This window comes from Campylobacter sp. CCUG 57310 (genome assembly GCF_013201975.1).
In the GTDB taxonomy this organism is placed as follows: domain Bacteria; phylum Campylobacterota; class Campylobacteria; order Campylobacterales; family Campylobacteraceae; genus Campylobacter_A; species Campylobacter_A canis.
This window is the reverse complement of the sequence record NZ_CP053845.1, coordinates 1,977,293-2,000,334: the sequence shown is the minus strand read 5'-3', so window position 1 is coordinate 2,000,334 and position 23,042 is coordinate 1,977,293. Positions and strand designations below refer to the sequence as shown.

Sequence of the window (23,042 nt, the reverse complement as noted above, 5' to 3'; positions counted from 1 at the left end):
GATAAATCGCCAAGTTTTTACCGCTCGTAGCGTTTTAAAGATGTTTTATAAATTTTAGCCTCTTTACCGTTGCTTGCGATAAAATTTTCAAAACTCTCGCTTGTAAATCTTAAAGGCTTTTTATCTATCTCTCTTCTTATCCTTTGGCTTCTAAAGCCAAAATTTTCTTGATCTTCGGAGATTTTAAGTGTGAAATTTAGCTCCTTTATGTCTGAGTTTAAAATTTTACTCATGCACCGTCTTGGTCCGAGGATAAATTCGCTCTTGTTTTTAGGATAAATTTGTCTTAAAGATCGGATAAGCACTCCGCCAAATTTGCCATCTTTAGTTGCAAAGCAGATATCAAAGCCAAAGTTATGAAAGAAAATTTCACCCGCCTTCGTGTCTCTTTTATAGACGTTCTTATCTTTGCTTGATAGATAAATTTCAATCTCTGCGAAGGCAAATTCAAACCCGAAAATTACAAGAGTGCGGTTTATTATAAGATCTTTCATGAATTGCTCTAAAAATTTGTCTGAAATTTCACCGCTTAAGTCGAGCTTCGAAAAGTAGTTTTTTAAATTTTCATCGCCTTTCAAATTTGCCTCCGAATGATAAATTTAAACTAATTATACTGCAAATCAGTAATATGAGATTAATATATTTTCGATTATAATACTGATATAGATTATTATAAAGGTTAAAGATATGGAAAAGATTGGTTTTAACGATGACATCTCGGAAACCCTGCTTATAAACTTATACTTTAGAAGCCTTGAAAACGAAGTAAAAGAGCCGATTTTAAGAGATGAGTTTTCAGGCAAGATAGTTAAAAAGATAGATTATGACTTTGCTAAATTTGAAGCTGGCGATCTAAGTCGCGTAGGAGTTATAATAAGGGCGAAATTTATCGATGACGCACTTGTGGAATTTGCCAAAGATAACGATGAGGTAGTTATCGTGCAGGTTGGCGCCGGGCTTGATACTAGACCGCTTAGGCTTGAGTCGGTATGTCCCAATGCTATCTTTTACGACCTTGATCTTCCCGATGTGATCGTACTTCGCGACAAACTCATGCCAAAAGCCAAGAAAAACTTTAGTATCTCTAGCTCCATGCTTGAAACCGCTTGGATGGACGAACTTAAAGCAAAGCATCCAAATGCTAAATTCGCCTTTGCTCTAGAAGGCGTTGCGATGTATTTTGAAAAAGAAGTTTTTAAAGAGTTCTTTTTAAATTTAGCTAAGAGGTTTGAAGGCATAGTCGCGCTTGATCTTATAAATAATTTTGCCGCAAATATGGATTCTAGGAAGCATGATACGCTTAAATTTATGAAAAAAAGAGTTGATTTTAAGATGGGCATAGAAGATCCAAGCGAGGTTGAAGAGTGGGATAAGACCACCATAAAACACCTAAAAACAGGCACGATGATGGATATGCATAAAAACAGATGGAGTCTTAGAGGTAGGATTTTTGGACTTATTCCCGCCTTTAGAAATTCTTGCAGGATGTTTGTGTTTGGGTTAAATTTAAGCAAATAAATTGCGGTTTTATGAGTTTAAGCGGGTTTAGATAAATTTGCTCTTATAGATGGAGCGAATTTTTGTGCCTTTGCTTGCAATATAAATAAAATTAGAGGCGAGATACGCCTCTAACATCTCATACCTAATCTTTTTTGTTTATCTTTTCTTTTGCGGTTTTTATGAAATTTTCCGCACTCTCATAGATCCTGTCGCCGAGTTTTTTGGCTTTGGTTTTTAAATTTTCGCCGATTTCTTCATATTTTATGCCTTCAAGCTTTTCTGAAGCCTTTTTCTCAAATTCGGCTATCTCTTTTTTAAGCGCTTCAAGCTTTTCATTGACCTCAAGATTTTCCATCAATTTATCGCTTTTTTCGTTGAATTCTTTTTTCAAAGTCTCAAATTTAACGCTTGCGCTTTGCGTAAATTTGTTGATATTTTCATTCATTTTAAGCTCTTCAAGCCTTATTACAAGCTGGTCGCTGATCTCGTTTTGCATACGCTTAAATTTCGCAAAATAACTATCCAGCGTATTTTCTAAAAGATCGCTGATGATACTTGCGGCAGGGTCGTTTGAGCGCTGCATTAGATTTTTAAGCATCGTTACGAAGTCATCTTCTATCCTAACCAGCTCTTTTGCGCTTTTTATCAAATTTTCGCTATCCGGAGCGAATTTCATCTCCTCTTTAAATTTCTCAATCGCTTTTAAAATCCCGTCTCTTGCACCGGTTACCGAGCCATTTATAAGCTCTTTGGCGAAGCTGTGATCTTCGTTTGCGATGGTTACGGCGGTTTCTATGACGACTTCTGCGATCTCAAGGAAGCGAATTTTGCTAAATACACCCTCGTTTATCGCGCTATATACGATATTTTTAGCTATTTCTGCGCTCGTATCTCTTACGTCCTCGCCCTTTTCTATGGTAGTCAAAAACGCCGCTTCGGTAGTTTCGCGAAGGATTCCAAGCATCTGCAAATCGCAAAGCATAGCATCGTCAATCGCGTTTAAAATTTGCTCTTTTTCTTCAAATTCGCCATTTTGTATGTAGCTTTCAATGCTTTCAAGAGTGGCTTGTATGGTGCGTTTGATATCATAAATTTGATCATCGATCTGCTTTTCTATGCGCTCTTTTTCATAAATCAACTTATACAAAAACTGCTCTTTTGACTCGCTTGCCGCACTCGCGATGCCGTCTATAAGATTTGCAACGCTTTTTGAGTTGAGTAAATTTTCCGATCTTAGAATTTCACACATTTGCCCAAAGGTATTTGAGACCTCTTCGTTTAGTTCTTGATCGTTTTTTAGTTCTTTGAATTTTTTCTTACTAAGATCAAATGCAAGCTCACGGATAAGGACTAAAATTTGCGGATTGTCCTTGTTTTCTTGAAGTGTGTGAAGAAAAATTTTATTTTGCATATTTTTCCTTTATAAAACGTATTTGGCGCGATTTTTGATAGCGTTAAATATCTCTAAGCGCTCTTTTTCTGAATTTACGGTTAGCTTTAAGTTGTAGCTGGCGTATTTTTTATCCGAACTGAATTTGGAAAATTTTAGTTCATACTCGCGACCTCTTACTAGTTCATCTATCGTATTTTGAGCGTTTATGCCCGCTTCAAGTATAAATTTATACTCCCATAAGGTCGGATATTTTATATCCGGTTTTTCATTTATTTCGTGAATATTCGCCACTTTTTCCTCCTGTTTTGCTTTCAAGCGCTATATCCGTTATTTGCATGGACTTATCTATGGCTTTTATCATATCGTATATAGTTAAAAGCCCCACGCTAACGCCTGCAAGTGCCTCCATCTCAACGCCTGTTTTGCCTTCTATCTTAACGCTTACGATTAATTTAAAAGCCGTTATTTCGGGTAACTCAACGATATCGCAATCAACCGAGCTGATAAGTAGCGGATGGCACATCGGGATTAATTCGCTTGTTTTTTTAACGCCCATGATCGCCGCAACTACGGCAGTTTGAAGAACGGGACCTTTTTTGCCCGTATTTTCTTTGATCGCGTTAAAGGCTTCTTCGCTCATTTTTATGATACCGCTTGCTACGGCTATGCGCGTAGTGGGCGATTTTTCGCTTACGTCGACCATTTTCGGGCGATTTTTTTCGTCTAAATGTGTTAGCATGATTATCCTTTTTTAATTTGGATTATATCAAAAGCTATTAAAGGGGAGATAAATATGCACCCTCGTTAAAGGGCGCATATTGAGTTGTTACAAAAAGGAGGTTTTTCTTGTCGGACAGTGAAATAATATCTAAGTGTTTTAAATTTTATCCCAACTCAAAGTTAATAGTTTGCCAATTTGCAAATAAAATTCAAAATTACGATTTTTCGCTATTTATAAAAGCGTTTATTCCCTTTTTAAGACGGCTTAAGCCATCTTTTAAGAGCTCTTTAGGGCATGCTATATTCATGCGTAAAAACTGCTTGCCGTTACCTCCAAACGCTCCACCTTCAGAGACCCAAAGCCCAAATTTGCTTCTTAGAAATTTTTGTAATTTACTCGAATCATCACAAATTTGCGAGCAGTCAAGCCAAAGCAAATAAGTAGCCGTCGAATGAACGAGCTTGATAGTTGGAATTTCGGTTTGTAAAAATTCCCGCACCAAAATTTTATTAGTATAGATATACTCTCTAAGCTCATCAAGCCACGCCTCGCTTTCATTATACGCAGCTATCGTCGCTACTGCGCTAAATACGTTGTTTTCGGCAATTTTATCGTTATCAAAAGCGCGCTTTATAAGATCTTTTAAATTTTCATTTGGCGTTACGACCATTGCACCCTGAATGCCCGCGATATTAAAGCTCTTGCTGGGCGAGATGCAGGTTATGCAGTTTTGAAAATACTCTTTAATCAAAGCCATGGGAGTGTAGCTAAGCTTAGGATCTACGATATCGCAGTGAATTTCATCAGACACTAACAAAACGTCGTTTTTGTAGCATAGCCTGGCGATCTTTTCAAGCTCTGCTTTGCTCCAAATTTTGCCTATAGGATTGTGCGGATTGCAAAGCAACATTATGCGAGTGAGCGGATCTTTAAGCTTGTTTTCAAGATCTATAAAGTCGATTTCATACTCTTGCGAATTATAGATTAACTTGTTGTCTGCAATTTGCCTGCCGTTATTTGTGATGATATTAAAAAATGCATGATAAACAGGAGATTGGACTAGGATTTTATCTCCGGGGCAAGAAAATTTACGTATTATGCTCGCAATCGCCGGTACCACTGCGCTACAGGAAATAAGCCACTCAGGCTTAAAATCAACTTTGTGCCTTCTGCTCCACCACGAACAAATCGAACTTTGCCACTCTGCGGCCAGGGCCGAGTATCCAAATATACCGTGATTAAGACGCTTTTGAAGTGCGGCTAAAATTTCAGGCGCGCATTCAAAGTCCATATCTGCTACCCACATCGGCAACTCATCCTCTTTGCATCGCCATTTTATGGAGTCTAAGCCACGCCTATTTATAACTTTATCAAAATCATATCTCATATTTCGCCTTTATTTTTATTTTGCACTCTCTTTTGGCTCTTTTGTTGGTTGAAATTTTATCGTTTTATACTTAAATTCTTAATCGTGATCTTTCCCGCTTTGATTATTGTGGTTTTTGATTGCAGTATCTTTAAATGTTTTATAAAATTTGATGATCAGCTAATGAAAGAGATGTTTTGTAATATTGCGTAGTTATAAATACTTAAGGTGGGTTAGAATAAATAAATTCACTATCAAATAAATTTTATAATTATTCTATAAAACAAAAGTTTTAAATCATGGCTTTCTTGAGTCTAAGTTTTTGTTTGGCTTTCTAAACTAAAGAAATCTATTTTTAATCTACATATTGAGGCATATGAAATTTTACAAATAGCTTTTATAAGTTGATTTTTTATGAGAAATTTAAAAAATTTAAAAGATGATTAGAGTTAAATAATGGCCGGGAGAGAGGGATTCGAACCCCCGGAGGCTTTCACACCTCAACGGTTTTCAAGACCGCCGCTTTCGACCACTCAGCCATCTCCCGAGTCATAATTTGGCTAAAATTAGCCAAATTTATTCAGTTTTTTCTTTAACGTAGGTAGCCCCGTCGTTAACTTTGTCTTTAGACCATTCAACCGCTTTGTTGGTATCTTGTTTGACACCTCGCCAGGTATTTGAACAGCCAGCCATCAAAAGGACCGCAGATAAAAGCACTAGAACATAACGCATCTTTTTCTCCTTATGTCGTTTTGGAGGCGACACCCGGATTCGAACCGGGGGTAAAAGCTTTGCAGGCTTCTGCCTTACCACTTGGCCATGTCGCCTTTTAGCTTAATTTGTGGTGCCCGAAACCGGACTTGAACCGGTACGGTAAAATTACCGAGGGATTTTAAGTCCCTTGCGTCTACCATTCCGCCACCCGGGCATAAATTCCCAAAAAACTGATGGAGCGGGAAACGAGATTCGAACTCGCGACCCCAACCTTGGCAAGGTTGTGCTCTACCCCTGAGCTATTCCCGCATTTTGAAAGTGTAATTTTATCCCAACTATGCTTAAAAAAATATTTTATTTTTGGCAAAATTAAATTTTTTGTAAGTGAAATATGTATATAATCACCAAATATTTATTGGGGTTATAGCTCAGCTGGGAGAGCGCTTGAATGGCATTCAAGAGGTCGGCGGTTCGATCCCGCTTAACTCCACCATTTATCATTTTTACTCATTACCATAAAGCTTCAAAAAGCCCCTAAAATACGGGGTTTTGAGATAGTTTAAGCAATCATACGTTATTATTCAATTTCACTCAATTTCAATGTTTTGAATATGTAAATGAATATGTAAAAACTTTTTAAATTTTGACATATTCAAAAAGCTTTTTAAAATATGCTCTTTTTTGACATATTCAAGAGCTTGCGGAATATGTGTTTTTTAACATACTCAAAAATCATATTTAAGGACATGCTCAAGCAAAATAACCACAAAATGGTATGTTTGATTAAAATGCGTATCATAAAAAGAAACTTGGTTTAAGTGGCAAAGATACGTAAATCGAGTGGCAGATAAAGGAAAAAAGGCTTTAAATATGGCTACTTTTATTAAAGAACTGGAGTTAAAAAAATATAATCTCTCTAAAGGTAAAAGTAGAGAGTGGCTAAAAGACATCGCAACCGAATTTTTATATGTGTATATAACCGATACTAAAAAAGGGCTGTCTAAGACCTTTTATTATCGCTATGCAGATAAAGGCGACCCAAAACGCAAGATAAATCAAATAGTTATCGGCAAATATCCAAGTATAAGCCTAGTCGAAGCAAGAACCAAAGCGAACGAGCTAACCACTATGAGAGAGCGAGGTGAGGATATAAACCCTGAAAAAAATCAGGCTATCACGTTTAAAGACCTAGCCGAACAATGGATAAAGAAAGAGCAAAGCAAAGAGCTGGCAAGCTTTGATAAGCAAATGGGGCGCATTAATAATCATCTCTATCCGCTATTAAAGGATAAGAATATCAAGACACTCACACGGCTAGACCTATCAAATGCAATAGAAAAAATACAAGACAAAGAGGCTAAAAAGGGCTTAAGCCACGACACATCAAAGCGAGCCTTTTACCTTATGCGTAAAATTATGGATTATGCAGTAAATAAGGGCTACATAGATAATAACCCTGCAAGAAATATCATATTTGCCGATACTTTTAAACTATCAAAGACTAACAATTTCAAAGCCATTACGGAAACGGACAAACTTAGAGAGCTTTTAAGGGCTTTTGATGATTATCAAGGCTCAAACAGCACAAAGCAGGCTTTAATATTCGGTATTCATACATTTTTACGCAGCGCAAATGTTAGAGGGCTTAAGTGGCAATATGTTGATCTTGACAAAGACCTCATCATATTCCCCGCTAAAGAGATGAAGCTAAGAAATGAATTTATTATGCCGATAAGCAAGCAAGTAAAAAAGATTTTACATACTCAAAAAGAGCTTTTGGGCTCAAAAAGTGAATATGTTTTTCCGAGCGATGTAACAAATACCAAGCCTTTAAGCGAAAACACGCTCAATTATGCGATTAAACGCTTAGGGTTTGGCGATGATATGGTATTTCACGGCTTACGCACGACAGCAAGCACGCTATTAAATGAAAATATCAAAGCTCACGGACTAGACAGCGAAGTAATAGAGCTATGTTTAGACCATAGAGAGCGCAACACGGTTAAGGCAATTTATGACAGAAGTCAAAGGCTAGAGGATAGAGCTAAGCTTATGCAATGGTGGAGTGATTATTTGGATGAGGTAAAAGAATAGCAATAACAAAATCAAAAACACACACAAAATACAAAGAACTAACTACTAAAAAATCATTTTTTTAAAAAAATTCTACAAAAGATAAAAAAACACCTTAAGCGATAAAAAAATATAATTAAAAAAACTTCTTATAAATAGTCATATAAGGCTAATTTTGGATAGATTTTTTAGCACACTTTAACAGCAACTTATATACCTAAAACACGATATTTTGTTATCTTGCCTTAATGCTATTTTGGCACACTTGCAAAAAACAATCTAAGAAAAGCCCTAAAATAGGCGACTTTAGAGAGTGTTATGTTTAAATGTTTTTTATGTATAAAAATAGACAAATTTTACCTATTTTTGGATGTCGGCTTAAGTTTCGATTTTTTGCCTATGCCATAATTCACTCATATTTACCAGCTAGCTTTAAATATTAAATGACATCATAAAGGATTACTATGAAAGCTAAAAAAATATGCTTCGACAAACCAAATTTAGCACCAAAAGAGGCGGCAGCATATCTTAACATCTCAATATCTACGCTTTGGCGATTTACTAAAAAGGCAGAGTTTCCAAAGCCTAAGAGGCTATCGGATAGAACAATACTTTTTAACAAAAGCGAGTTAGACGACTATTTGCAAAGAATGGGGGCTTAAATGCCAAAACTAACCTTTAACGTAAGCCCTGAATGCTTTAGTGCAAATGATGAGGTTATGCTAAAGGCTTTTAAAAGGCACTTGCATACTTACAAGGTTAAAAGTATGTGCGAAGCACCGCAAGAGCTTATCGATTGTGCTTTTGACTTGTTTTATATCACACGCACGCAATCAGAGAGTATAAAACAGCTTGAAGTAAAGTTAGGTATTAGACCGAAGGAAAGAAAACCCGCTTAACTTTATAGGCTAAACGGGAGTAGTTTCAGTTGTGACAGACTGCAATTATACTCACCAGCCTTTAAAAGTCAAGCATAACTATTTAAAGGATACTACATTGAAAACAGCTAGAACCAATATGAAAAGAATAGTAAAAATAATGCTAGAAAGAGGCGAGGTTACAGCCTCCGATGTATATTTTATCAGTAACTCAAATCAGTATTTTGTAGCTTTGGAACGCTTAGGAATAATCGGCAGCAGGTGGCATACAAGAGCTAACGGCACTAAATGCAAGATGAGATTTATCAAAGACAGGGCAAAGGCTCTTAAATTTATCGGGAAGCCTGATGAGTATGAAACGGCCAAGCAGGCAGCCGAAGCGATAGAACAATATGTAAGCGAGCTAAAGGACAAAAAATGAGTGAATACGAACGCTTAAAGCCTCTTATCAATCGTGATGTAGTAGCAAGCATTATTATAAGTTGTGGCTACTGTGTAGATAGAAGCTACAAGTTTAAAATAAGAGATGAAAGAACACCTAGTGCAAGCATAGACCGCAACGGCTACGTTAAAGACTTCGGCGGAAGTTTTGGCGGCGACATATTCGCCTTTTTAAATGAGGTAGTAGGCTACACAAAGCAAGAAGCCTTGCAAATAGTTAAATATTCTTTAGGGGTAGAGTGATGAAATCAATCGAAAGTTTTAAAGGAGTGGCTTTAAACGCTCCACGGCTAACGGCAAGCGAGCAAACGCAAGATAAAAGGATAATCAACCTAAGCGAATTTGCTAATAAGCTAAGAGAGGCATTTAAAAAGACTTACTGCGACATTCAAAATCTTGCCACACAAGAACAGATAGATGAGCTTTACAGCCTCTATCCTTGCAACTTCCTAAGGGCTTGCAGTGCAAAGCTAAATAAGCTTGATTTCTTAGGATATAACACCAAACATCAAAGTTTATCCATAACTTTAAAAGATGACACTGGCGAAGTGCAAGCCATAGCCACTAGACATATAAGAGATGAAGCAGGCGAGATCATCAAGGGCAAGAAATGGATAAGAGCGCAAGGCTCAAATAATAGCTTTATACCTCATCGCATAGACAAAAACGATGATATGGTATTTATTGCAGAGGGTATGGGCGAAGCTGGATTATTTAAGATACTAAACTCATCTTATATCTGCTTTCAAAACGCAGACGAGCTTAACAAGTTTGAATATAACCCTCTAAAAGATGAAATCCTATCAAAGCTCAAGGATAAAGCCGTGATTTGTTTTGTAGATAACGATGAAGTAGGACAAAACGGCTTTAATGCTATCTATCCTTTTATCGGTGAAGTTACAAAAGAGCTTTACCAGATACGATTTAAAGACAAGCCAAAAGGCTATGACCTAAGAGATTTCATTATTGATTTGTCAAAAGAGCATAGCCATAAGGATATTTTAGACGTATTGGGCAGTGAGATAAAAAAGAGATGGGAAAGGGTTTAAAATGCAAAGCGGACTATTAAAAATAAATTTTGATGATGATATGAAAGATATACCTCGATACATACCGGGCGACGAATACAATCTTAATCCTGCTAAAAAAGAACAAGATATAAACGCTCAAACAACGACAGAAACGCAATTATCGGGACAAATAGAGAATAAAACGAACACCGAAAAAAGCCAAAAAGACCGGGCGGAGGTTGTAAAGAGCGATGAGGTTGCAGTGGATATTTCAGAAGTTAGCGAGAGCGAAATATTAGAACTTAGAAAAAGATACACATCGCAGTTTCATTTTTCTATCAAGTGGCTAAACGACTATACGGAGGTATTAAGAGAGGCTAGACCAAGCACCTACCCCCAAATAGAATTAAAAGCCATTCAAAACTTTGCCTTTTTATTGGCTCATGGCGGTTTTAATATGAATTGCTTTTATATGCTTGATTTAAGCGATACGGGAACAGGTAAAGGGGTGAATTTTAAAACCCAAAACAAGCTTTTGTTTGAACCGATAAAAGATAATGATAGAGAGCTATGGCAAGAACATAAAAACAAGATAGACGAACAAATCAAAAATAACGAGATAAGCAGAGCTGAAGCCAAAACCAAGCTAATTAGAAGCATACACAAAGACGAGGCAAGCGTGGAAGCTTTGGCGCAGTGCTTTGAAAGCTCAAAAGTGCAGATGTTAGAAGTTGAGGAGCTAGGAAACGCAATCAAGAGCGATAAAAAGCACCCTTTAATAGACTTTGTAACAAAAATGCACGCTACAAAGGACTTTATATCGCCTACTTATAAGAACGGAGCAGACACAAAGCCTTATATTAACGATGTGTCTTTTTTCTTTTACGGCGATACTAATTTAACTTACTTGCCGGCCAAGACTTTAAAATTTCATCTTGAGGGAGGTTTTTTAAATAGGTGCATTATTGTTTATTGTAAGAACATTTTGAGTTTTGAGGAGGCTCAATATTTAGAGATACCAGCGAATAAAGTTGAGGATATTCAAGAGCTTTCAAGAGAAATTTACGACTTTGCAAAAGAGCAAAGCAAGGAAAATCAAATAAATGATAGGTATCTTAAGACTAGCGAGGCGAGAACGGAGTTTTTAAAACAAATACGCTTAAGTATCCAAGAATACAATAGGGCTTATGACGAAACCCATAACGAAAACAACCGAATATTAGGCTTATTAAACGAGAGAATAGACTATAAGCTTGACGGCATTATCCAAACGCTCCACCTCTTAAAGGAATTCACTAGATACAAAGAGGATAAAGCACACTTTGCCTTTAATGACCTAGTGTCAGATGAAACGATAAAAGAGGCAATAGCTTTTTTGAATGGCTATCTTGACTTTGAGCCGATACTCAACAAAATAAATAAATTTAGTATAGCCGACAGGGTAGAGTTAAGAGATAAAATATACAATTATGTTTCAAAACATCCTTTGCCGATAGAGATAAGAAGCGTAAGCAATAATGTTACAGGCAGACCAAACAGGCAACAAATTTACAATCTACTAAAAGATAGGTTTAAAATTGTAGGCGGTAAAATAGTTTCTTTACTCTAAAAACTATCATACATCTTATATCATACAGCATCATACATCATACAAAACGCTTTAAAACATCGTATTTTAGGGACTTAGTTTGTATGATAAACTGCTATCATACAATCATCATACAAAATTAAGAGTTAAAAATTGTATGATGAATTTGTATGATGTATGATAAATAATCATCATACAAATAAAACCCTAGATTTAGGGCTTTATTGCACTTTTGTATGATGTATGATGCTGTATGATGAATAAATAAGTATTTTTATATGATGAAGTTTTAAATTTAATCTTTAACGGCTAGATTCTAGATTGACTTGCTAGATTCTAGATTAAATCCCAACTCTTTGAATGCTTTTACCTCATCACTTTATCGGCAAAAAGAAAAAACAGTCAGATTGATAAACCCCCACAACAAGAAAAGTGAATACAAAAACACTCTAAAATTTCATAAAAAACAAAAAGGCTTAGATTGGAACTAATCCCTCTTGACCTCAAACCTCTTAGCAGGCTTTATGATGTTTTAGATAAGTTTTACCCACAATGGGAAACTAGACAAGATGACTACTATCTCACAGAGTTAGCCTTTATGATCCTGAAAGTCTTTAAATGCTCTTACACGGACGAAACCATCATAAATAATCTAAGAACCTGCAAAGTGGATAAATACCAGAACGAGCTAAGCAAAATTTACGAAATGCCATTAGAGGCTTATGCGTGGATATGTGATAACAGAATGGCAAAAGATAGAGCAAAGGCATCTAAAAAGAGATATTTAAAAAGGGAATACCTTTCGCAACAAGAAAGCACCATAAAAACGGAGCTTAAAAAGACTAATGCGAAAAAAAGGAACACAAAAAGGAACGATAACGCAATAATAAAAGTGAAACAGCAAATAGCGATTAATACGGCTTTAGCAGAGCAAAGTGAAACCCTTTCACCAATAAAAAAAATTAACATTCAAATAGCGTTTAAATCGGAGTTAGCGCAGGAAAGTTTACAGTAAAATGATAGCGTTAATAATATGATCTTAATTAGGATAGAGTTAGCAGATTGAAAAAATATTTAGGAGGCAGATGGATAGGGCGTCCTTACCTATCACTTCCATTTCTGGAACTGGGACTGGTGCTAAAACACATTCATCTGTCACTAAAGAAATTATATCACAATAGAAAGCGGATACATACACATACCAAGTAATGCAAGCTGGGTTAATGATTTCATAGATGAGTGCGAGAAATTTACCGCAACAGATAGCCACCTACACGACGACCAAGTTGATACCCTAGTAATGGCGATAGATGAGTTTAAAAATAGAGGCAATAGCATCTGGGAACATATTTAGATTACATAACCTCATCGCATACAAACAAAAGAACGCTAAAGCCAAAAAGTAGTAAAAACTAGCCCCTACAATCAATAAAAAGACATCAAACAATACAAAGTATTAAAAAAGGCTAAAAGCTCTCTATGAGCTTTATTTTGCGTTTAGAGGGTATATTAGTCTGAATGATATTAGATTTAAAGCATAAATTTTATATAATTCTAATCAAAAATAAATAAGGTTTTTATGAACTCCACAGAACTATTTTCAGACAAGAGATTAAGCAATTACACAAGTGAAGCGGAGCATAGGGATAATTTTTTATTAATGCAAAAATTAGCCCCAAAGCTTGGTATTTTAGAGATTATTACTCGTAATAAGGTAGCTAAGATTTTAAATATTGATGATGACACATTCATATCTAGGCAAACTTTTGGATATTGGGTGACACTTTTAAACATTATTAAAATTCATAATGATTTGGTTTGTCTTGATAGTATAGATTTCTCAAGATACTCAAAATACAATAGGCAAATAAAAAGCGGAATGCTGCACTACAAAAAAGTAAAAATAGCTTATTCGTTGATTTTAACTATACGCAATCGTGCTTTTCATTTTGAAAATCTTTACAAGTTAAATAAAAATGGAGCACCTAGAATATCGACTAAACATGATGAAATAATAGTTGGAATAGACCCTGATTTACTAGAGAGCTTTATTGATGATATTTTAGAGTGTTTTGATAATGGGTTAAAAGAGTATTTTTTGAGAGGGCTTTAAAGCGCCCTCGGTGAATTTCACTGAAATTATATCAATACAATATAAATAACTGCTTATATTTTTAAACTACATTGACATTTTTTGAAGTCTAATGACATCAAAACCACAAGATCAAACCAGCACAAATTTACCCTATTTTAAAAGGCAAATATCGCTTTTATGATAGTTTGGTAGTCAAATCAAAGAATAAGCCAAAAAGATACAAAGCTACCTAAATTAAACCTAGCAAGCGCAGGCAAGGCAAAGAGAGCCAAGATTAACGAATGATAAGCGCAAGACGGATAATTAGGTTAAAACGGCTTAGAGGGCTTGCAAATGATTTTCATCATGTTTTTCTTTTTCGCTAAAACATGTAAAACTTGAAAATATGCACCTCTATTTTTCTATGGAAGTAAAATATCAGGATTATGGAAACGGATTTAACGAATTTGCTATCGATGCCAGTCTCAAATATGCAATGAAATTAAAATTTATAGTACATTTTGCTGAAATTTGGTAAAATGCATTTAAATTTTTATTTACTCTTAACAAGGTAGCTGTAATGACAAATAATAAGAAATATCTTATCTGGAATAATAAGGGCGGGGTTGGCAAAACGTTTTTAACTTATAGTTTGTCTGTTGAATATGCTATTGCACATCCAGACGAAGATATTATTGTAATTGATGCTTGTCCTCAGTCAAATGTCTCAGAGATTATACTTGGAGGCAATGGTAAAGGAGAAGCCAACTTAGACGCGTTTAGAGAAAAAGAAAGAAGTATAGCCGGATATATCAAAGAAAGATTTAGAAAATCGCAACTAACAAAACTTGGCAATGAATATACATACTTTGTTAAAGCAAGCGAAGTAAACAAGCAAATGCCTGACAACTTATACTTGCTACCGGGCGACATAGACTTAGATATTTGTTCTAAGCTTATTGCCTACATAGGCTCATCTCCCGCTAAGGGTTCTTGGAAAGCAAGTCGCTCGCTAATTACTGATTTAATCGAAGCTTTTGAAACAAACAAAGACTCTGAAAATAGAGCCAAAACGTTCTTTATAGACTGCAACCCTAGCTTTGCAAACTACACTGAATTAGCGGTTTTGGCTTCAAATAGAATTATCGTTCCCTGCACAGCGGATGCTGCTTCTATAAGAGGAATAAAAAATTTAATTAAATTAATTTATGGAATATCTGTTGATAACAAAGCGATGGAGGATGAATACTTAAATTTTAGCAATGAAGTTAAAGAACATAAGTTAAAAGAACCTCTATTGCATATCTTTATACAAAATAGATCAAGAACAAATGAAAGAGATGCAACAAAAGCATTTCGCTCACATGCTGAAGAAATTGAGCGCATAACTAATGATTTAACAAAAAACCATCCACATCTTTTTACTCAATCTACATGCGATAGAAGAGTGGCAAACGTCAAAGACGGTAACACGCTTGCAGCAATTATCAACCATGAAGGATGCCCTATTAGCAAATTACAACACAAGCAATATACAATATACGGACAGCAAACACAAGCAAATAAAGCCCAGATTGACGCATTAAATGAAGATATTCAAGGTATCATAGAAATTATTTAGTGATTGAAGGCGGTTATTTATAATTAATAATAGTCGCCCGCCCAACTATTCTTCCTCTCCGGTAAAGTCATCAAAATATCAGACGGCGATACGATCACAATACTTCAAAACAAACAGCAAATTAAAGTAAGACTATACGGCATAGACGCACCCGAAAAGAAACAAGCTTACGGCGAAAAATCACGCAAATTTTTATCAAATTTAATCGCAGGTCAAGTCGTTGAAGTCAAAGAAAAAGGCAAAGACAAATACAAGCGTGTTTTAGGCATAGTCTTTCATAAAGGACAAGATATAAACGCTCAAATGGTATCAAACGGCTATGCTTGGGCTTTTGTTAAATACTCAAAAAACTACGTAAAACACCAAGAATACGCAGTGTTAAAGAAATTTGGACTGTGGGGCGATAAAGAGCCTATTGCCCCGTGGGAGCGGAGGAAGCGTTAAGCCTCCGGATAAAATTTATTATTTTTTATCGACATAAGGCTTTACAACATCTACGATTTTATCCATATCTTTACTTTTTATGTAGCACTCTAGTAAAAATTTGATGTAAGGTGGATATGGAGTTCTAGACCCCCAAGCATTAACAGTTGCATATGGGACGCCTGAAATCTCAGCTAATTGCTTTTTATTTATTCCTGCTTTATTCATAAGCTCATTAAATTCTGCTTTATCCAAAAAAACTCCTTTAATTTTTGAAAATAATAGCGTAAAAATATTTAAAAACAAAATTAAGTATTGTTAAGCTATTTTTATTAATATTGATTTAAGTATTGTTAAGCTACTATTCTATTATATTAAAATAGCGTAACAATATTTTTAAAGGAGCATAAATGAACTTAACATTTGAGATAGAGGATGAGCTAGACTTAGTGGATCAACTTCAGCCCGCTATTGAAGCGATAGCTCATATTGTAGAGGCTTTGCCTTACTATGGGAGAGAGGGAATTAACCACGAAAGAGACATAAGCACGGCTAATTTTATTAGTGATTTGCTTTTTGGAATATCAGGAGCGATTGCCAAATATCAAGAGCAAGAAACAGCAAAAAGAAAGGAGACCAAATGACACTATTCACACCAAAGAGTAACAGTAAAGAGGAATTTAACAAGTTGCTAATCAAAAGAGCTGGAAGCATAGAGGATATGTCTCATCAAACGCTTTACAACATAGCTTACGAGATTTATTGCTCTTTAGTGCTTATGACGGACAAAAAAGAGACAATTGCAGTTATGACCAAAGCATTATCGGACGAGATAAATGAAATCAAAGAGGACAACCAAGACTTAAAAGATGATTTTGAAACTATGCAGCGGATAATAACAGAATTGAAACAAAAAAATGACAATCTGCAAAGGATTATCAGGCTTCACAGCATAGATAAGCTTAGCAAAGAGGAATTATTACAAGAGATGATCAAGATATGCGATGATTTTTACGTCAAGGAACTAAAAGATGACCTATCAAGAGTTTAAATTTTATCAATCCATTATCGACAGCCAAGAGGGCTTAACAATCAAAGACTTTATTGTCTTTGTTAGATCATTTAAAGGGTAAGCGATGAGTAGAGAGCATTTTTATCAGACAAGTAAGGAAATTTTAAAAGCTAGCAATAAAGGACTAGATACTCCGGCAATGGCAAAAGCTAGACACATCAAAGCAAGAGCCGAGCAAGGCGATAACACACCATTTGAGGCAGTATTTATTAGAGCAAAGCAGTTTATTGATGAACTAGAGGCACAAAAAGAACTTTTAAAGCTAAATGAGGTAAATATGAAAGACTGCCAAGACAAAGAGGACATGGCAAGCTTTGATGAAGCCTTTTATTTTCAGTGCGACATTCTAAGAGATAGAATAAAAGACTTTATTGCTAATATGTTTGGCTATGACCTAAACGAGATGGAATACACATACAATAAAGCTGAATAGGTTTAACAGGTGGGGTCAGCAGTAAAGACCCCATCGATTAAGCCTGTTTTACCTTTAAAGGGTAAAAGACCCGAACGGCTTTTAAAAGATAGATAAGGGAAGCACCATAAAAACATATTTTTAAAAGAGTAGCGGTTAAAAAATGACCGCAATAATGACCACTAAATAGCATACAAAGAAATGAACACTAAAATGAGCAATCACAAGCAAAGCAAAGCACGATAATATCGAAGCCAAGATAATGCAGTAATAACAAAATGAGCAGCAAAATGAACGCCATTTTTGAACGCTAGAGAGCTAATATTTTTCTAAGTGTGGAGTGGTTAGAATATGACAAACGACAAAGGGGCTAGTATGAATACTCTAACACTTACAACTGATAATAGCGACTTCATAGCAAAAGCCAAAGAGGTATTATTAACCCTAGCCAAGTGCGATAATGTCAAAATAAGCTTAGATGATGACCCTTTATTGGCTGAATATGAAAAAAGAGCAGATGAAGCTTTAAGAGGTATCGGGCTTATCAATGAAACAGAAGCTTTGGGTATTGCAAGCAAGATCAAGAGCGGAACTTATGCAAGTAAAATTTAAAGAGCGTTTCTTTGATGAACTTAATACAATAAGCGACTTTATCAAGCTTGATAGCGAAGCAAGGGCGGTTAATTTCGTTGATGAGCTTATGGATAGGTGCTTTGGATTAAAAGAGCTGCCAAACGCACACAGACCAAGCCAAAAGGTTAAGCGTGATAATGCAAGGGATTTAATCTTTAAAGGCTATGTTATTCCATACCTGATAAACAATGATGAGATTTTGATATTAGGCATTTACAAAGCCAATAAATGGGAAGTGCAATGATAGACACTAAAGAGCAAAATTTTATTATTTATTCAACGGGCGATAATAAAGTCAATATTCAAATATTAGCCGACAGAGAAAACGAGACAATATGGCTAAATCAAAAACAGATAGCTGATATTTTTGAAGTTGATAGAACCAACGTAACAAAACACATAGGAAACATATACTCGGATGGCGAATTAGATGAAAAAAGCACAAGTGCAATTTTTTCACATGTGCGACCTGATGGGACTACAATCGGTGTTAAGCATTACAATCTTGATATGATTATTGCAGTAGGCTATCGTATAAACAGCGCAAAAGCAACACAGTTTAGGAAGTGGGCTACCGGCACGTTAAAAGAATACATCATTAAAGGCTTTGTGCTTGACGATGAGAGGCTAAAGCAAGGTAACAACGTATTCAATAAAGATTACTTCAAAGAATTATTAGAACGCATACGAGCCATAAGGGCTAGTGAAAAGTTATTTTATGAAAAAGTCAAGGATTTATTCGCACTAAGTGCAGACTACGATAAAACATCACAGACGGCTAAAAATTTCTTTGCTAATATCCAGAATAAATTAGAATATGCAGTAACTAAAAAGACATCGGCAGAGATTATCAAAGAGCGTGCAGATCATACAAAGCCGAATATGGGCTTAACGACTTGGAGCGGAAGCAGTAGAGGCAAAGAGCCTATAAAATCGGATGTAGCCGTAGCTAAAAATTATTTATACGAAAACGAAATAAGTAAACTCAACAGATTAACGGGCATGCTGCTTGATTATGTAGAAACTCAAGCAGAGCAAGGAGTATTAATCACGATGAGCGATTGGGATTTAAAGCTAGACGGCTTTTTAACTTTTAACGGCTATGAAATTTTAAAAGGTTTTGGTAAATTTAGCTCGGATAATGCAAAAGCTAAAGCAGAATTGGAATATACAAAATTTAAAGAACTCAAGCAAGACGAGAGCTTTAAAGATGAAGTAAAGCGAATAGTTGCCAAAGGCAAAAAATAAAGCCTATTGTAACGAAGCGTGAAACTAAAAAATGATGAGGTTTCACATTTGAACCTTAATTAAGTTTCGAGCTAAAAAAGTTGTGAAACATATCAAATCTTAAACCAAAACACCTACTTTAAGCTAACGAAACTTAAAAACAGGTATTTTTACTAAACAAAAAGCCCTTAAATAGGGAATTACAAATACTTTATATTGAAAACTAAACTTTTCATAACTCATTTTTTTACATTGATTTTCTTAAAAAAAATAATTAATATTTTTCTAGATTTACGTCTTATTTATTGAGTATGTTATCGAATATGTAATAGTATTTAATGCTTTAGAATAACGATAAATACGTTATTTAAGTAGCATATTATGGTATCGCTTAACTCCACCATTTAAACTTTCTTTAAGTTTTATTCCCTTCCTTTTAATTCTGTTTAATTCCCTATTTTAGGGCTTTGCAGTGTTTTTGCTTTTCAATTAGTTGCTTTGATTACTCTTTGTGCCATAATTGTTTCTGATTAATTCAGGAACTAATTAAGGGACTTTTTTTAATTCTGGGACTTTTGTAAAAAACATAAGAAAACATAGAAACGAAAGGAATTAAATGGCAAACATCTCCAAGGCAAATCTTCAAGATAAAGATATTAGAAAACTGCAACCTCCAAAATCCAAAAAGAAAATAGTAATAGGAAATCCCAAAGAGTTATATCTATGGCTTAATCCAAGTGGTAAGAAAACATTCTTTATAAGAACAAAGGATGATAAGTCGATTACAATAGGTGAGTTTAGAGAAGGCATTTATAGTGTAAGCGAAGCAAGGATGGATGCCGTAAAACTCCTAAAAGAGCTTGAAAGTGGCAAGGATATATATACTATTAAAGGGAAGAATGATAAGTATAAATTTAAAAGTCTATTTAATTATACATAGAGCAAAAACAGAAAAACGGAATTAGTCAGACATATCTAAAAAAGATAATTCAGATGAATAGTCTTTATATTTTGCCTAAATTTGGAGATAGAGATGTAAAAAATATAAAATATAGTGAACTTTTAGAAGTATTTAATGCTATTTTTAACCCAAGTAATCCTAAAACAAGTCGTCTTGAAACAATACACCGTCTTATAAACCACCTGCATAATGTTTTTTCTATGGCTATTAAAGATAGGTATATAGATCATGATCCAAGCTTTGGGCTTGAAAAAGAATTTCCAACCTCAAGTCGTTTTAACTTAAAGAACCAAATAGACACAAGATATGCTGCGCTAACTACGGATGATGAGATAAGAGAGTTCTTAAAAGACCTAAAATTAGACAATAAAATGCAACTTCAAACTAAGCGCGCCATCTATCTTCAAATTCTATGCGTCAACCGTCCTATTAATACAGCCCAAGCAAAATGGGCTGATATTGATATGCAAAACGCAGTATGGACTATACAAGCAAATGAGATGAAGACAGGGTTTATACATAAAGTTACACTAAGCAAGCAAGTAATTGCTATTCTAAAAGAGCAGCAACTTTTTAGCGGAGATATGAAATTTGTATTTCCAAGTCTAAATAAGGATGGGCATATTCATAGAGACGCTATAAGCAAGGCGATAAGAAATATAAGAGAAAAAGACAAATATAAAGGTGTTGCTACTTCTCATGGATTTAGAGCAACTTCTCGCACAATATGTTCTATAAATAAAGCAGAGCTTTATAAATTAGGAATTACAGAAGAAGCTATCGAGAGTGTTTTAGCACATAAAGAGTCCAATCAGATAAAATATGCATATGAGAGAGAAAAAGCAACTTTGGAGCAAAAACACAAGCTAATGCAGTGGTACAGCGACTATTTGCTTAATTTATAGCATGATCAGCAAAAGATTAAAATTATCAATAAAATCATACAAGCTTTAATAGTAAAGCCGAATTTTAGGGCTTTACTTCACTAAAAATACTTGCTTAAATTGTAACTATAATATTACTTAAAATTTATATTATACATAGCTATTATACATTTAGTTGACTTTATATTTCCTTAAATATATATAAATTTTATCAAATTTTACTACAAATGTTACTATATGCTACTCTTTATTTAAGGATTCCTGGAAATAAAAATAATACAATTGAAGCAAATAAAAATTAAAGGAGTCATATGACTTTAAAAGAAATTTATGCAAAAGATAACGAGGTAGCAGAGATTATAGGCGTAAGTAAGAATACTCTAGCTAAATGGAGAATGTCTAAAAACAAGGGACCGAAGTTGCCTTTTGTCAAGATTGGGCGCAATATACTATATAAACGTGACTCAATAAAACAATGGCTGGAAGATAATGAAAGAATCGATACAAAAAATTTAAAACAGACAAAGGATTCTAAATGAAAAAATATAGTAAAGAACAACTTGAGAGAGAGCTTGAAGATTTTTTGTCTTTAGACTCTAGGCGTATTGCCAAAGAAAAATACTCTGAAATATTCTTTTCTAGACCTATGAGCCTTAAAAAACTCAAGGAGTTCATAGAGAGCAAGCTCTCTTTAAAGGTATCAGAAAAAGAGTTACAAACATGGAAAGAAGAGTATGAAGCAAATCGCTCAAAAATTCAAAGTCCAAAAACAGATGATCAAAATAACGATACACAAAAAACACAGATACCAGAAGGTGATGATAGTACTAATCAAGAGGAGGTTGAGTCATGGCGATAATATCGAATCAATCCTTAACCAAAGGGGCAGCAAGCGCAAATTTCGTTTTAGAAAATTTAATTCAGGAAGCCAAAAAACACAAGAGGAGATAGAAAGAATAATTAACGAGATAGATCATAAAGTTGCTAAGACAATGAATGATATAGAAGCAAAAACGAATGCTTCAGTTAAAAATATAATGGTGGCTAAAGACGAAATTGTAAAGGCGCAAAATTCTTTCATTAAGACAAGCCAAGCAATAAAAAAAGCTATACCTATATCAACCATTGTTGCAGGATTTTTTGGAGGAGTAGTTCTAGTTTTAATATTAGCATCTTTTTGGATAGTACCTATAGCGTACAAAAGTTTAACCACCAGCTCTCAGATTCAGGAACAAGAAGAGCAGATTAGGAATCTTAAAATAGACTTAGAGACAGAAAAAGAACAGGCTTCTAATCTCAATAAATTTGTCCTATGTCTATTTAATAATGATATTAATAGAGCTAGAGCAGATTATCAAAAATGAAAAATAATCTATTAATTCTTATATATGGGATAAATAGCCTGATACATATGTGTGGGTACGTCCGTCCTCCACACAATATCAGGCTCTTGCAGAGGGCTTCTTACAAAAATAGTCAAGTTTATTATGAACTTGACTATTTTTCGTAATTCATATGTGTTGTTTTTCTCTATGCTCCTGCATAAAGAGAAAAACTATCGGCTTGTCCATTTCTACGCTAACGCTACGAAACGGAACCTAAGCCTTAGTATATTTTTGGAGATTATATGATGAATAGTTTTACAAAAGACAGAGAAATTAAAATAAGAATTTCAAAACAATTCGATGAAATTTTAGCTCTAAAATGTAATAAATCAGGACTTACAAAGTCTGAGTATATTCGTCAAAGCGTTATGAACTCAGATACAAAAGTGGTTCAAAAAATATCAAATAACACAATAGATGACGAGATGAGATTTCAGTTTTTTGGTATAGCTAACAACATAAATCAAATCGCCAAACAGACAAACACAGCAATGAAGCAAAAAACCATGAGTGAGAATACTGCAATGGCAATTTTAGAGAGTCTTTATGCTATAGATAAAAACATAAAACAAACAATAAAAAAGTAGCAGTCTAGGCCCCATTAATGAGCGTAAGCGAATTGATGGACAGACTGCGTAAGAGAAGGCGGACGCCGATAGTATTTCA

The 23,042-nt window shown here is 34.8% G+C and carries 33 protein-coding genes and 5 tRNA genes; 27 read left to right on the top strand and 11 right to left on the bottom strand.

From position 1 onward, the window contains the following. Nucleotides 1-17 precede the first annotated feature (17 nt). Entirely contained in the window at nucleotides 18-578 is a 561-nt protein-coding gene (locus tag CORI_RS10120) for a sulfate ABC transporter ATP-binding protein (RefSeq protein WP_173031861.1), read from the bottom strand. Nucleotides 579-687: 109 nt separating this feature from the next. On the opposite strand from CORI_RS10120, the gene CORI_RS10115 reads away from it, so the two are divergent. Then, the gene (locus tag CORI_RS10115) at nucleotides 688-1,518 is read left to right on the top strand and encodes a class I SAM-dependent methyltransferase (RefSeq protein ID WP_173031860.1); all 831 of its coding nucleotides are present in this window, start codon (nucleotides 688-690) and stop codon (nucleotides 1,516-1,518) included. Nucleotides 1,519-1,642: 124 nt separating this feature from the next. Here the strand turns inward: CORI_RS10115 and CORI_RS10110 are convergent, their stop codons facing one another. From CORI_RS10110 to CORI_RS10070, 9 genes are all read right to left on the bottom strand, one after another. Continuing rightward, a complete protein-coding gene (locus CORI_RS10110; protein ID WP_173031859.1) occupies nucleotides 1,643-2,911 on the bottom strand; it encodes a hypothetical protein in 1,269 nt (422 codons plus the stop codon). 9 nt (nucleotides 2,912-2,920) lie between these two features. Beyond that, on the bottom strand, nucleotides 2,921-3,184 hold the full coding sequence (locus CORI_RS10105; protein ID WP_173031858.1) for a DUF493 domain-containing protein: 264 nt from the start codon (nucleotides 3,182-3,184) through the stop codon (nucleotides 2,921-2,923). Next, nucleotides 3,159-3,635 (bottom strand): cyclic pyranopterin monophosphate synthase MoaC, encoded by a 477-nt coding sequence (moaC, locus tag CORI_RS10100; RefSeq protein ID WP_173031997.1) that lies wholly within the window; start codon nucleotides 3,633-3,635, stop codon nucleotides 3,159-3,161. Before moaC ends, CORI_RS10105 begins: the two co-directional genes overlap by 26 nt. Nucleotides 3,636-3,828: 193 nt before the next feature. Next, on the bottom strand, nucleotides 3,829-5,001 hold the full coding sequence (locus CORI_RS10095; RefSeq protein ID WP_173031857.1) for a MalY/PatB family protein: 1,173 nt from the start codon (nucleotides 4,999-5,001) through the stop codon (nucleotides 3,829-3,831). Nucleotides 5,002-5,437: 436 nt separating this feature from the next. Next, nucleotides 5,438-5,527 (bottom strand) — tRNA-Ser (locus CORI_RS10090). A 29-nt stretch (nucleotides 5,528-5,556) separates the two neighbouring features. After that, entirely contained in the window at nucleotides 5,557-5,712 is a 156-nt protein-coding gene (locus CORI_RS10085) for a hypothetical protein (RefSeq protein WP_169943102.1), read from the bottom strand. Between the two features lie 21 nt (nucleotides 5,713-5,733). After that, nucleotides 5,734-5,807: transfer RNA gene (locus CORI_RS10080), tRNA-Cys, on the bottom strand. A gap of 15 nt (nucleotides 5,808-5,822) precedes the next feature. Continuing rightward, nucleotides 5,823-5,908: transfer RNA gene (locus tag CORI_RS10075), tRNA-Leu, on the bottom strand. 20 nt (nucleotides 5,909-5,928) lie between these two features. Continuing rightward, nucleotides 5,929-6,003, bottom strand: a tRNA-Gly gene (locus CORI_RS10070). Between the two features lie 108 nt (nucleotides 6,004-6,111). On the opposite strand from CORI_RS10070, the gene CORI_RS10065 reads away from it, so the two are divergent. From CORI_RS10065 to CORI_RS10005, 14 genes are all read left to right on the top strand, one after another. Then, nucleotides 6,112-6,187: transfer RNA gene (locus CORI_RS10065), tRNA-Ala, on the top strand. 377 nt (nucleotides 6,188-6,564) lie between these two features. Then, nucleotides 6,565-7,788, top strand: a complete 1,224-nt coding sequence (locus tag CORI_RS10060; RefSeq protein ID WP_173031856.1) for a site-specific integrase — start codon at nucleotides 6,565-6,567, stop codon at nucleotides 7,786-7,788. Between the two features lie 443 nt (nucleotides 7,789-8,231). Beyond that, nucleotides 8,232-8,429: an AlpA family transcriptional regulator gene (locus tag CORI_RS10055; protein ID WP_169975303.1), complete on the top strand. Its 198-nt coding sequence runs from the start codon at nucleotides 8,232-8,234 to the stop codon at nucleotides 8,427-8,429. Further along, the gene (locus CORI_RS10050) at nucleotides 8,430-8,666 is read left to right on the top strand and encodes a hypothetical protein (protein WP_173031855.1); all 237 of its coding nucleotides are present in this window, start codon (nucleotides 8,430-8,432) and stop codon (nucleotides 8,664-8,666) included. Between the two features lie 118 nt (nucleotides 8,667-8,784). Further along, nucleotides 8,785-9,066 (top strand): hypothetical protein, encoded by a 282-nt coding sequence (locus CORI_RS10045; protein WP_216842246.1) that lies wholly within the window; start codon nucleotides 8,785-8,787, stop codon nucleotides 9,064-9,066. Beyond that, nucleotides 9,063-9,329, top strand: a complete 267-nt coding sequence (locus tag CORI_RS10040) for a hypothetical protein (RefSeq protein ID WP_173031854.1) — start codon at nucleotides 9,063-9,065, stop codon at nucleotides 9,327-9,329. The genes CORI_RS10045 and CORI_RS10040 overlap by 4 nt, the downstream gene beginning before the upstream one ends. After that, entirely contained in the window at nucleotides 9,329-10,135 is an 807-nt protein-coding gene (locus CORI_RS10035; protein ID WP_173031853.1) for a hypothetical protein, read from the top strand. The genes CORI_RS10040 and CORI_RS10035 overlap by 1 nt, the downstream gene beginning before the upstream one ends. 1 nt (nucleotide 10,136) lies before the next feature. Further along, nucleotides 10,137-11,705, top strand: a complete 1,569-nt coding sequence (locus tag CORI_RS10030; protein ID WP_173031852.1) for a hypothetical protein — start codon at nucleotides 10,137-10,139, stop codon at nucleotides 11,703-11,705. A gap of 460 nt (nucleotides 11,706-12,165) precedes the next feature. Then, nucleotides 12,166-12,699 carry a hypothetical protein gene (locus CORI_RS10025; RefSeq protein WP_173030303.1) on the top strand — a complete coding sequence of 178 codons (534 nt, stop codon included), beginning with the start codon at nucleotides 12,166-12,168 and terminating at the stop codon, nucleotides 12,697-12,699. 156 nt (nucleotides 12,700-12,855) lie between these two features. After that, nucleotides 12,856-13,038, top strand: a complete 183-nt coding sequence (locus CORI_RS10765) for a hypothetical protein (RefSeq protein ID WP_173031996.1) — start codon at nucleotides 12,856-12,858, stop codon at nucleotides 13,036-13,038. Nucleotides 13,039-13,263: 225 nt separating this feature from the next. Further along, on the top strand, nucleotides 13,264-13,797 hold the full coding sequence (locus tag CORI_RS10015) for an ATPase (protein ID WP_173031851.1): 534 nt from the start codon (nucleotides 13,264-13,266) through the stop codon (nucleotides 13,795-13,797). Between the two features lie 367 nt (nucleotides 13,798-14,164). Continuing rightward, the gene (locus CORI_RS10835) at nucleotides 14,165-14,296 is read left to right on the top strand and encodes a hypothetical protein (protein ID WP_301952204.1); all 132 of its coding nucleotides are present in this window, start codon (nucleotides 14,165-14,167) and stop codon (nucleotides 14,294-14,296) included. Between the two features lie 42 nt (nucleotides 14,297-14,338). Further along, nucleotides 14,339-15,379 (top strand): ParA family protein, encoded by a 1,041-nt coding sequence (locus tag CORI_RS10010; RefSeq protein ID WP_173031850.1) that lies wholly within the window; start codon nucleotides 14,339-14,341, stop codon nucleotides 15,377-15,379. Nucleotides 15,380-15,448: 69 nt separating this feature from the next. Further along, nucleotides 15,449-15,823 (top strand): thermonuclease family protein, encoded by a 375-nt coding sequence (locus CORI_RS10005; protein WP_173031995.1) that lies wholly within the window; start codon nucleotides 15,449-15,451, stop codon nucleotides 15,821-15,823. An 18-nt stretch (nucleotides 15,824-15,841) separates the two neighbouring features. On the opposite strand, the gene CORI_RS10000 is transcribed toward CORI_RS10005, so the two are convergent. Beyond that, nucleotides 15,842-16,057: a helix-turn-helix transcriptional regulator gene (locus CORI_RS10000; protein WP_173031849.1), complete on the bottom strand. Its 216-nt coding sequence runs from the start codon at nucleotides 16,055-16,057 to the stop codon at nucleotides 15,842-15,844. Nucleotides 16,058-16,212: 155 nt separating this feature from the next. Here CORI_RS10000 and CORI_RS09995 point away from each other — a divergent pair, with 155 nt between their 5' ends. From CORI_RS09995 to mobC, 12 genes are all read left to right on the top strand, one after another. Further along, complete coding sequence (locus CORI_RS09995; protein ID WP_173031848.1) at nucleotides 16,213-16,446, top strand: hypothetical protein; 234 nt, start codon at nucleotides 16,213-16,215, stop codon at nucleotides 16,444-16,446. After that, a complete protein-coding gene (locus CORI_RS09990) occupies nucleotides 16,443-16,853 on the top strand; it encodes a hypothetical protein (protein WP_173031847.1) in 411 nt (136 codons plus the stop codon). Before CORI_RS09995 ends, CORI_RS09990 begins: the two co-directional genes overlap by 4 nt. Nucleotides 16,854-16,938: 85 nt before the next feature. Further along, entirely contained in the window at nucleotides 16,939-17,307 is a 369-nt protein-coding gene (locus CORI_RS09985) for a hypothetical protein (protein ID WP_173031846.1), read from the top strand. A 354-nt stretch (nucleotides 17,308-17,661) separates the two neighbouring features. Next, nucleotides 17,662-17,898, top strand: coding sequence for a hypothetical protein (locus CORI_RS09980; RefSeq protein WP_173031845.1), 237 nt, complete (start codon nucleotides 17,662-17,664; stop codon nucleotides 17,896-17,898). Beyond that, a complete protein-coding gene (locus CORI_RS09975; RefSeq protein WP_173031844.1) occupies nucleotides 17,882-18,163 on the top strand; it encodes a type II toxin-antitoxin system RelE/ParE family toxin in 282 nt (93 codons plus the stop codon). Before CORI_RS09980 ends, CORI_RS09975 begins: the two co-directional genes overlap by 17 nt. Further along, nucleotides 18,148-19,167: a virulence RhuM family protein gene (locus tag CORI_RS09970; RefSeq protein WP_254064929.1), complete on the top strand. Its 1,020-nt coding sequence runs from the start codon at nucleotides 18,148-18,150 to the stop codon at nucleotides 19,165-19,167. Before CORI_RS09975 ends, CORI_RS09970 begins: the two co-directional genes overlap by 16 nt. Nucleotides 19,168-19,762: 595 nt before the next feature. Further along, nucleotides 19,763-20,086 (top strand): Arm DNA-binding domain-containing protein, encoded by a 324-nt coding sequence (locus tag CORI_RS10760; protein WP_254064928.1) that lies wholly within the window; start codon nucleotides 19,763-19,765, stop codon nucleotides 20,084-20,086. Between the two features lie 53 nt (nucleotides 20,087-20,139). Further along, complete coding sequence (locus tag CORI_RS09965; RefSeq protein WP_254064927.1) at nucleotides 20,140-21,012, top strand: site-specific integrase; 873 nt, start codon at nucleotides 20,140-20,142, stop codon at nucleotides 21,010-21,012. A 290-nt stretch (nucleotides 21,013-21,302) separates the two neighbouring features. After that, nucleotides 21,303-21,530, top strand: coding sequence for a helix-turn-helix domain-containing protein (locus CORI_RS09960; RefSeq protein WP_173031843.1), 228 nt, complete (start codon nucleotides 21,303-21,305; stop codon nucleotides 21,528-21,530). Continuing rightward, entirely contained in the window at nucleotides 21,527-21,850 is a 324-nt protein-coding gene (locus CORI_RS09955) for a hypothetical protein (RefSeq protein WP_173031842.1), read from the top strand. The genes CORI_RS09960 and CORI_RS09955 overlap by 4 nt, the downstream gene beginning before the upstream one ends. Then, nucleotides 21,834-22,355 (top strand): hypothetical protein, encoded by a 522-nt coding sequence (locus CORI_RS09950; RefSeq protein ID WP_173031841.1) that lies wholly within the window; start codon nucleotides 21,834-21,836, stop codon nucleotides 22,353-22,355. The genes CORI_RS09955 and CORI_RS09950 overlap by 17 nt, the downstream gene beginning before the upstream one ends. Nucleotides 22,356-22,618: 263 nt before the next feature. Further along, entirely contained in the window at nucleotides 22,619-22,963 is a 345-nt protein-coding gene (gene mobC, locus CORI_RS09945; RefSeq protein ID WP_173031840.1) for a plasmid mobilization relaxosome protein MobC, read from the top strand. The last annotated feature ends 79 nt before the right edge of the window (nucleotides 22,964-23,042 follow it).

What these genes read in the sequence shown, in the direction of transcription:
- CORI_RS10095 (WP_173031857.1), bottom strand. Translation starts at nt 5,001, where the DNA reads ATGAGATATGATTTTGATAAAGTTATAAATAGGCGTGGCTTAGACTCC.
- CORI_RS10035 (WP_173031853.1), top strand. Translation starts at nt 9,329, where the DNA reads ATGAAATCAATCGAAAGTTTTAAAGGAGTGGCTTTAAACGCTCCACGG.
- CORI_RS09965 (WP_254064927.1), top strand. Translation starts at nt 20,140, where the DNA reads ATGAATAGTCTTTATATTTTGCCTAAATTTGGAGATAGAGATGTAAAA.
- CORI_RS09990 (WP_173031847.1), top strand. Translation starts at nt 16,443, where the DNA reads ATGACACTATTCACACCAAAGAGTAACAGTAAAGAGGAATTTAACAAG.
- CORI_RS10060 (WP_173031856.1), top strand. Translation starts at nt 6,565, where the DNA reads ATGGCTACTTTTATTAAAGAACTGGAGTTAAAAAAATATAATCTCTCT.
- CORI_RS10045 (WP_216842246.1), top strand. Translation starts at nt 8,785, where the DNA reads ATGAAAAGAATAGTAAAAATAATGCTAGAAAGAGGCGAGGTTACAGCC.
- CORI_RS09960 (WP_173031843.1), top strand. Translation starts at nt 21,303, where the DNA reads ATGACTTTAAAAGAAATTTATGCAAAAGATAACGAGGTAGCAGAGATT.
- CORI_RS09975 (WP_173031844.1), top strand. Translation starts at nt 17,882, where the DNA reads ATGCAAGTAAAATTTAAAGAGCGTTTCTTTGATGAACTTAATACAATA.
- CORI_RS10085 (WP_169943102.1), bottom strand. Translation starts at nt 5,712, where the DNA reads ATGCGTTATGTTCTAGTGCTTTTATCTGCGGTCCTTTTGATGGCTGGC.
- CORI_RS10835 (WP_301952204.1), top strand. Translation starts at nt 14,165, where the DNA reads ATGCACCTCTATTTTTCTATGGAAGTAAAATATCAGGATTATGGAAAC.
- CORI_RS10110 (WP_173031859.1), bottom strand. Translation starts at nt 2,911, where the DNA reads ATGCAAAATAAAATTTTTCTTCACACACTTCAAGAAAACAAGGACAAT.
- mobC (WP_173031840.1), top strand. Translation starts at nt 22,619, where the DNA reads ATGATGAATAGTTTTACAAAAGACAGAGAAATTAAAATAAGAATTTCA.
- CORI_RS09955 (WP_173031842.1), top strand. Translation starts at nt 21,527, where the DNA reads ATGAAAAAATATAGTAAAGAACAACTTGAGAGAGAGCTTGAAGATTTT.
- CORI_RS10015 (WP_173031851.1), top strand. Translation starts at nt 13,264, where the DNA reads ATGAACTCCACAGAACTATTTTCAGACAAGAGATTAAGCAATTACACA.
- CORI_RS09970 (WP_254064929.1), top strand. Translation starts at nt 18,148, where the DNA reads ATGGGAAGTGCAATGATAGACACTAAAGAGCAAAATTTTATTATTTAT.
- CORI_RS10050 (WP_173031855.1), top strand. Translation starts at nt 8,430, where the DNA reads ATGCCAAAACTAACCTTTAACGTAAGCCCTGAATGCTTTAGTGCAAAT.
- CORI_RS10055 (WP_169975303.1), top strand. Translation starts at nt 8,232, where the DNA reads ATGAAAGCTAAAAAAATATGCTTCGACAAACCAAATTTAGCACCAAAA.
- CORI_RS10760 (WP_254064928.1), top strand. Translation starts at nt 19,763, where the DNA reads ATGGCAAACATCTCCAAGGCAAATCTTCAAGATAAAGATATTAGAAAA.
- CORI_RS10040 (WP_173031854.1), top strand. Translation starts at nt 9,063, where the DNA reads ATGAGTGAATACGAACGCTTAAAGCCTCTTATCAATCGTGATGTAGTA.
- CORI_RS09985 (WP_173031846.1), top strand. Translation starts at nt 16,939, where the DNA reads ATGAGTAGAGAGCATTTTTATCAGACAAGTAAGGAAATTTTAAAAGCT.
- CORI_RS09995 (WP_173031848.1), top strand. Translation starts at nt 16,213, where the DNA reads ATGAACTTAACATTTGAGATAGAGGATGAGCTAGACTTAGTGGATCAA.
- CORI_RS10010 (WP_173031850.1), top strand. Translation starts at nt 14,339, where the DNA reads ATGACAAATAATAAGAAATATCTTATCTGGAATAATAAGGGCGGGGTT.
- CORI_RS09980 (WP_173031845.1), top strand. Translation starts at nt 17,662, where the DNA reads ATGAATACTCTAACACTTACAACTGATAATAGCGACTTCATAGCAAAA.
- CORI_RS10115 (WP_173031860.1), top strand. Translation starts at nt 688, where the DNA reads ATGGAAAAGATTGGTTTTAACGATGACATCTCGGAAACCCTGCTTATA.
- CORI_RS10030 (WP_173031852.1), top strand. Translation starts at nt 10,137, where the DNA reads ATGCAAAGCGGACTATTAAAAATAAATTTTGATGATGATATGAAAGAT.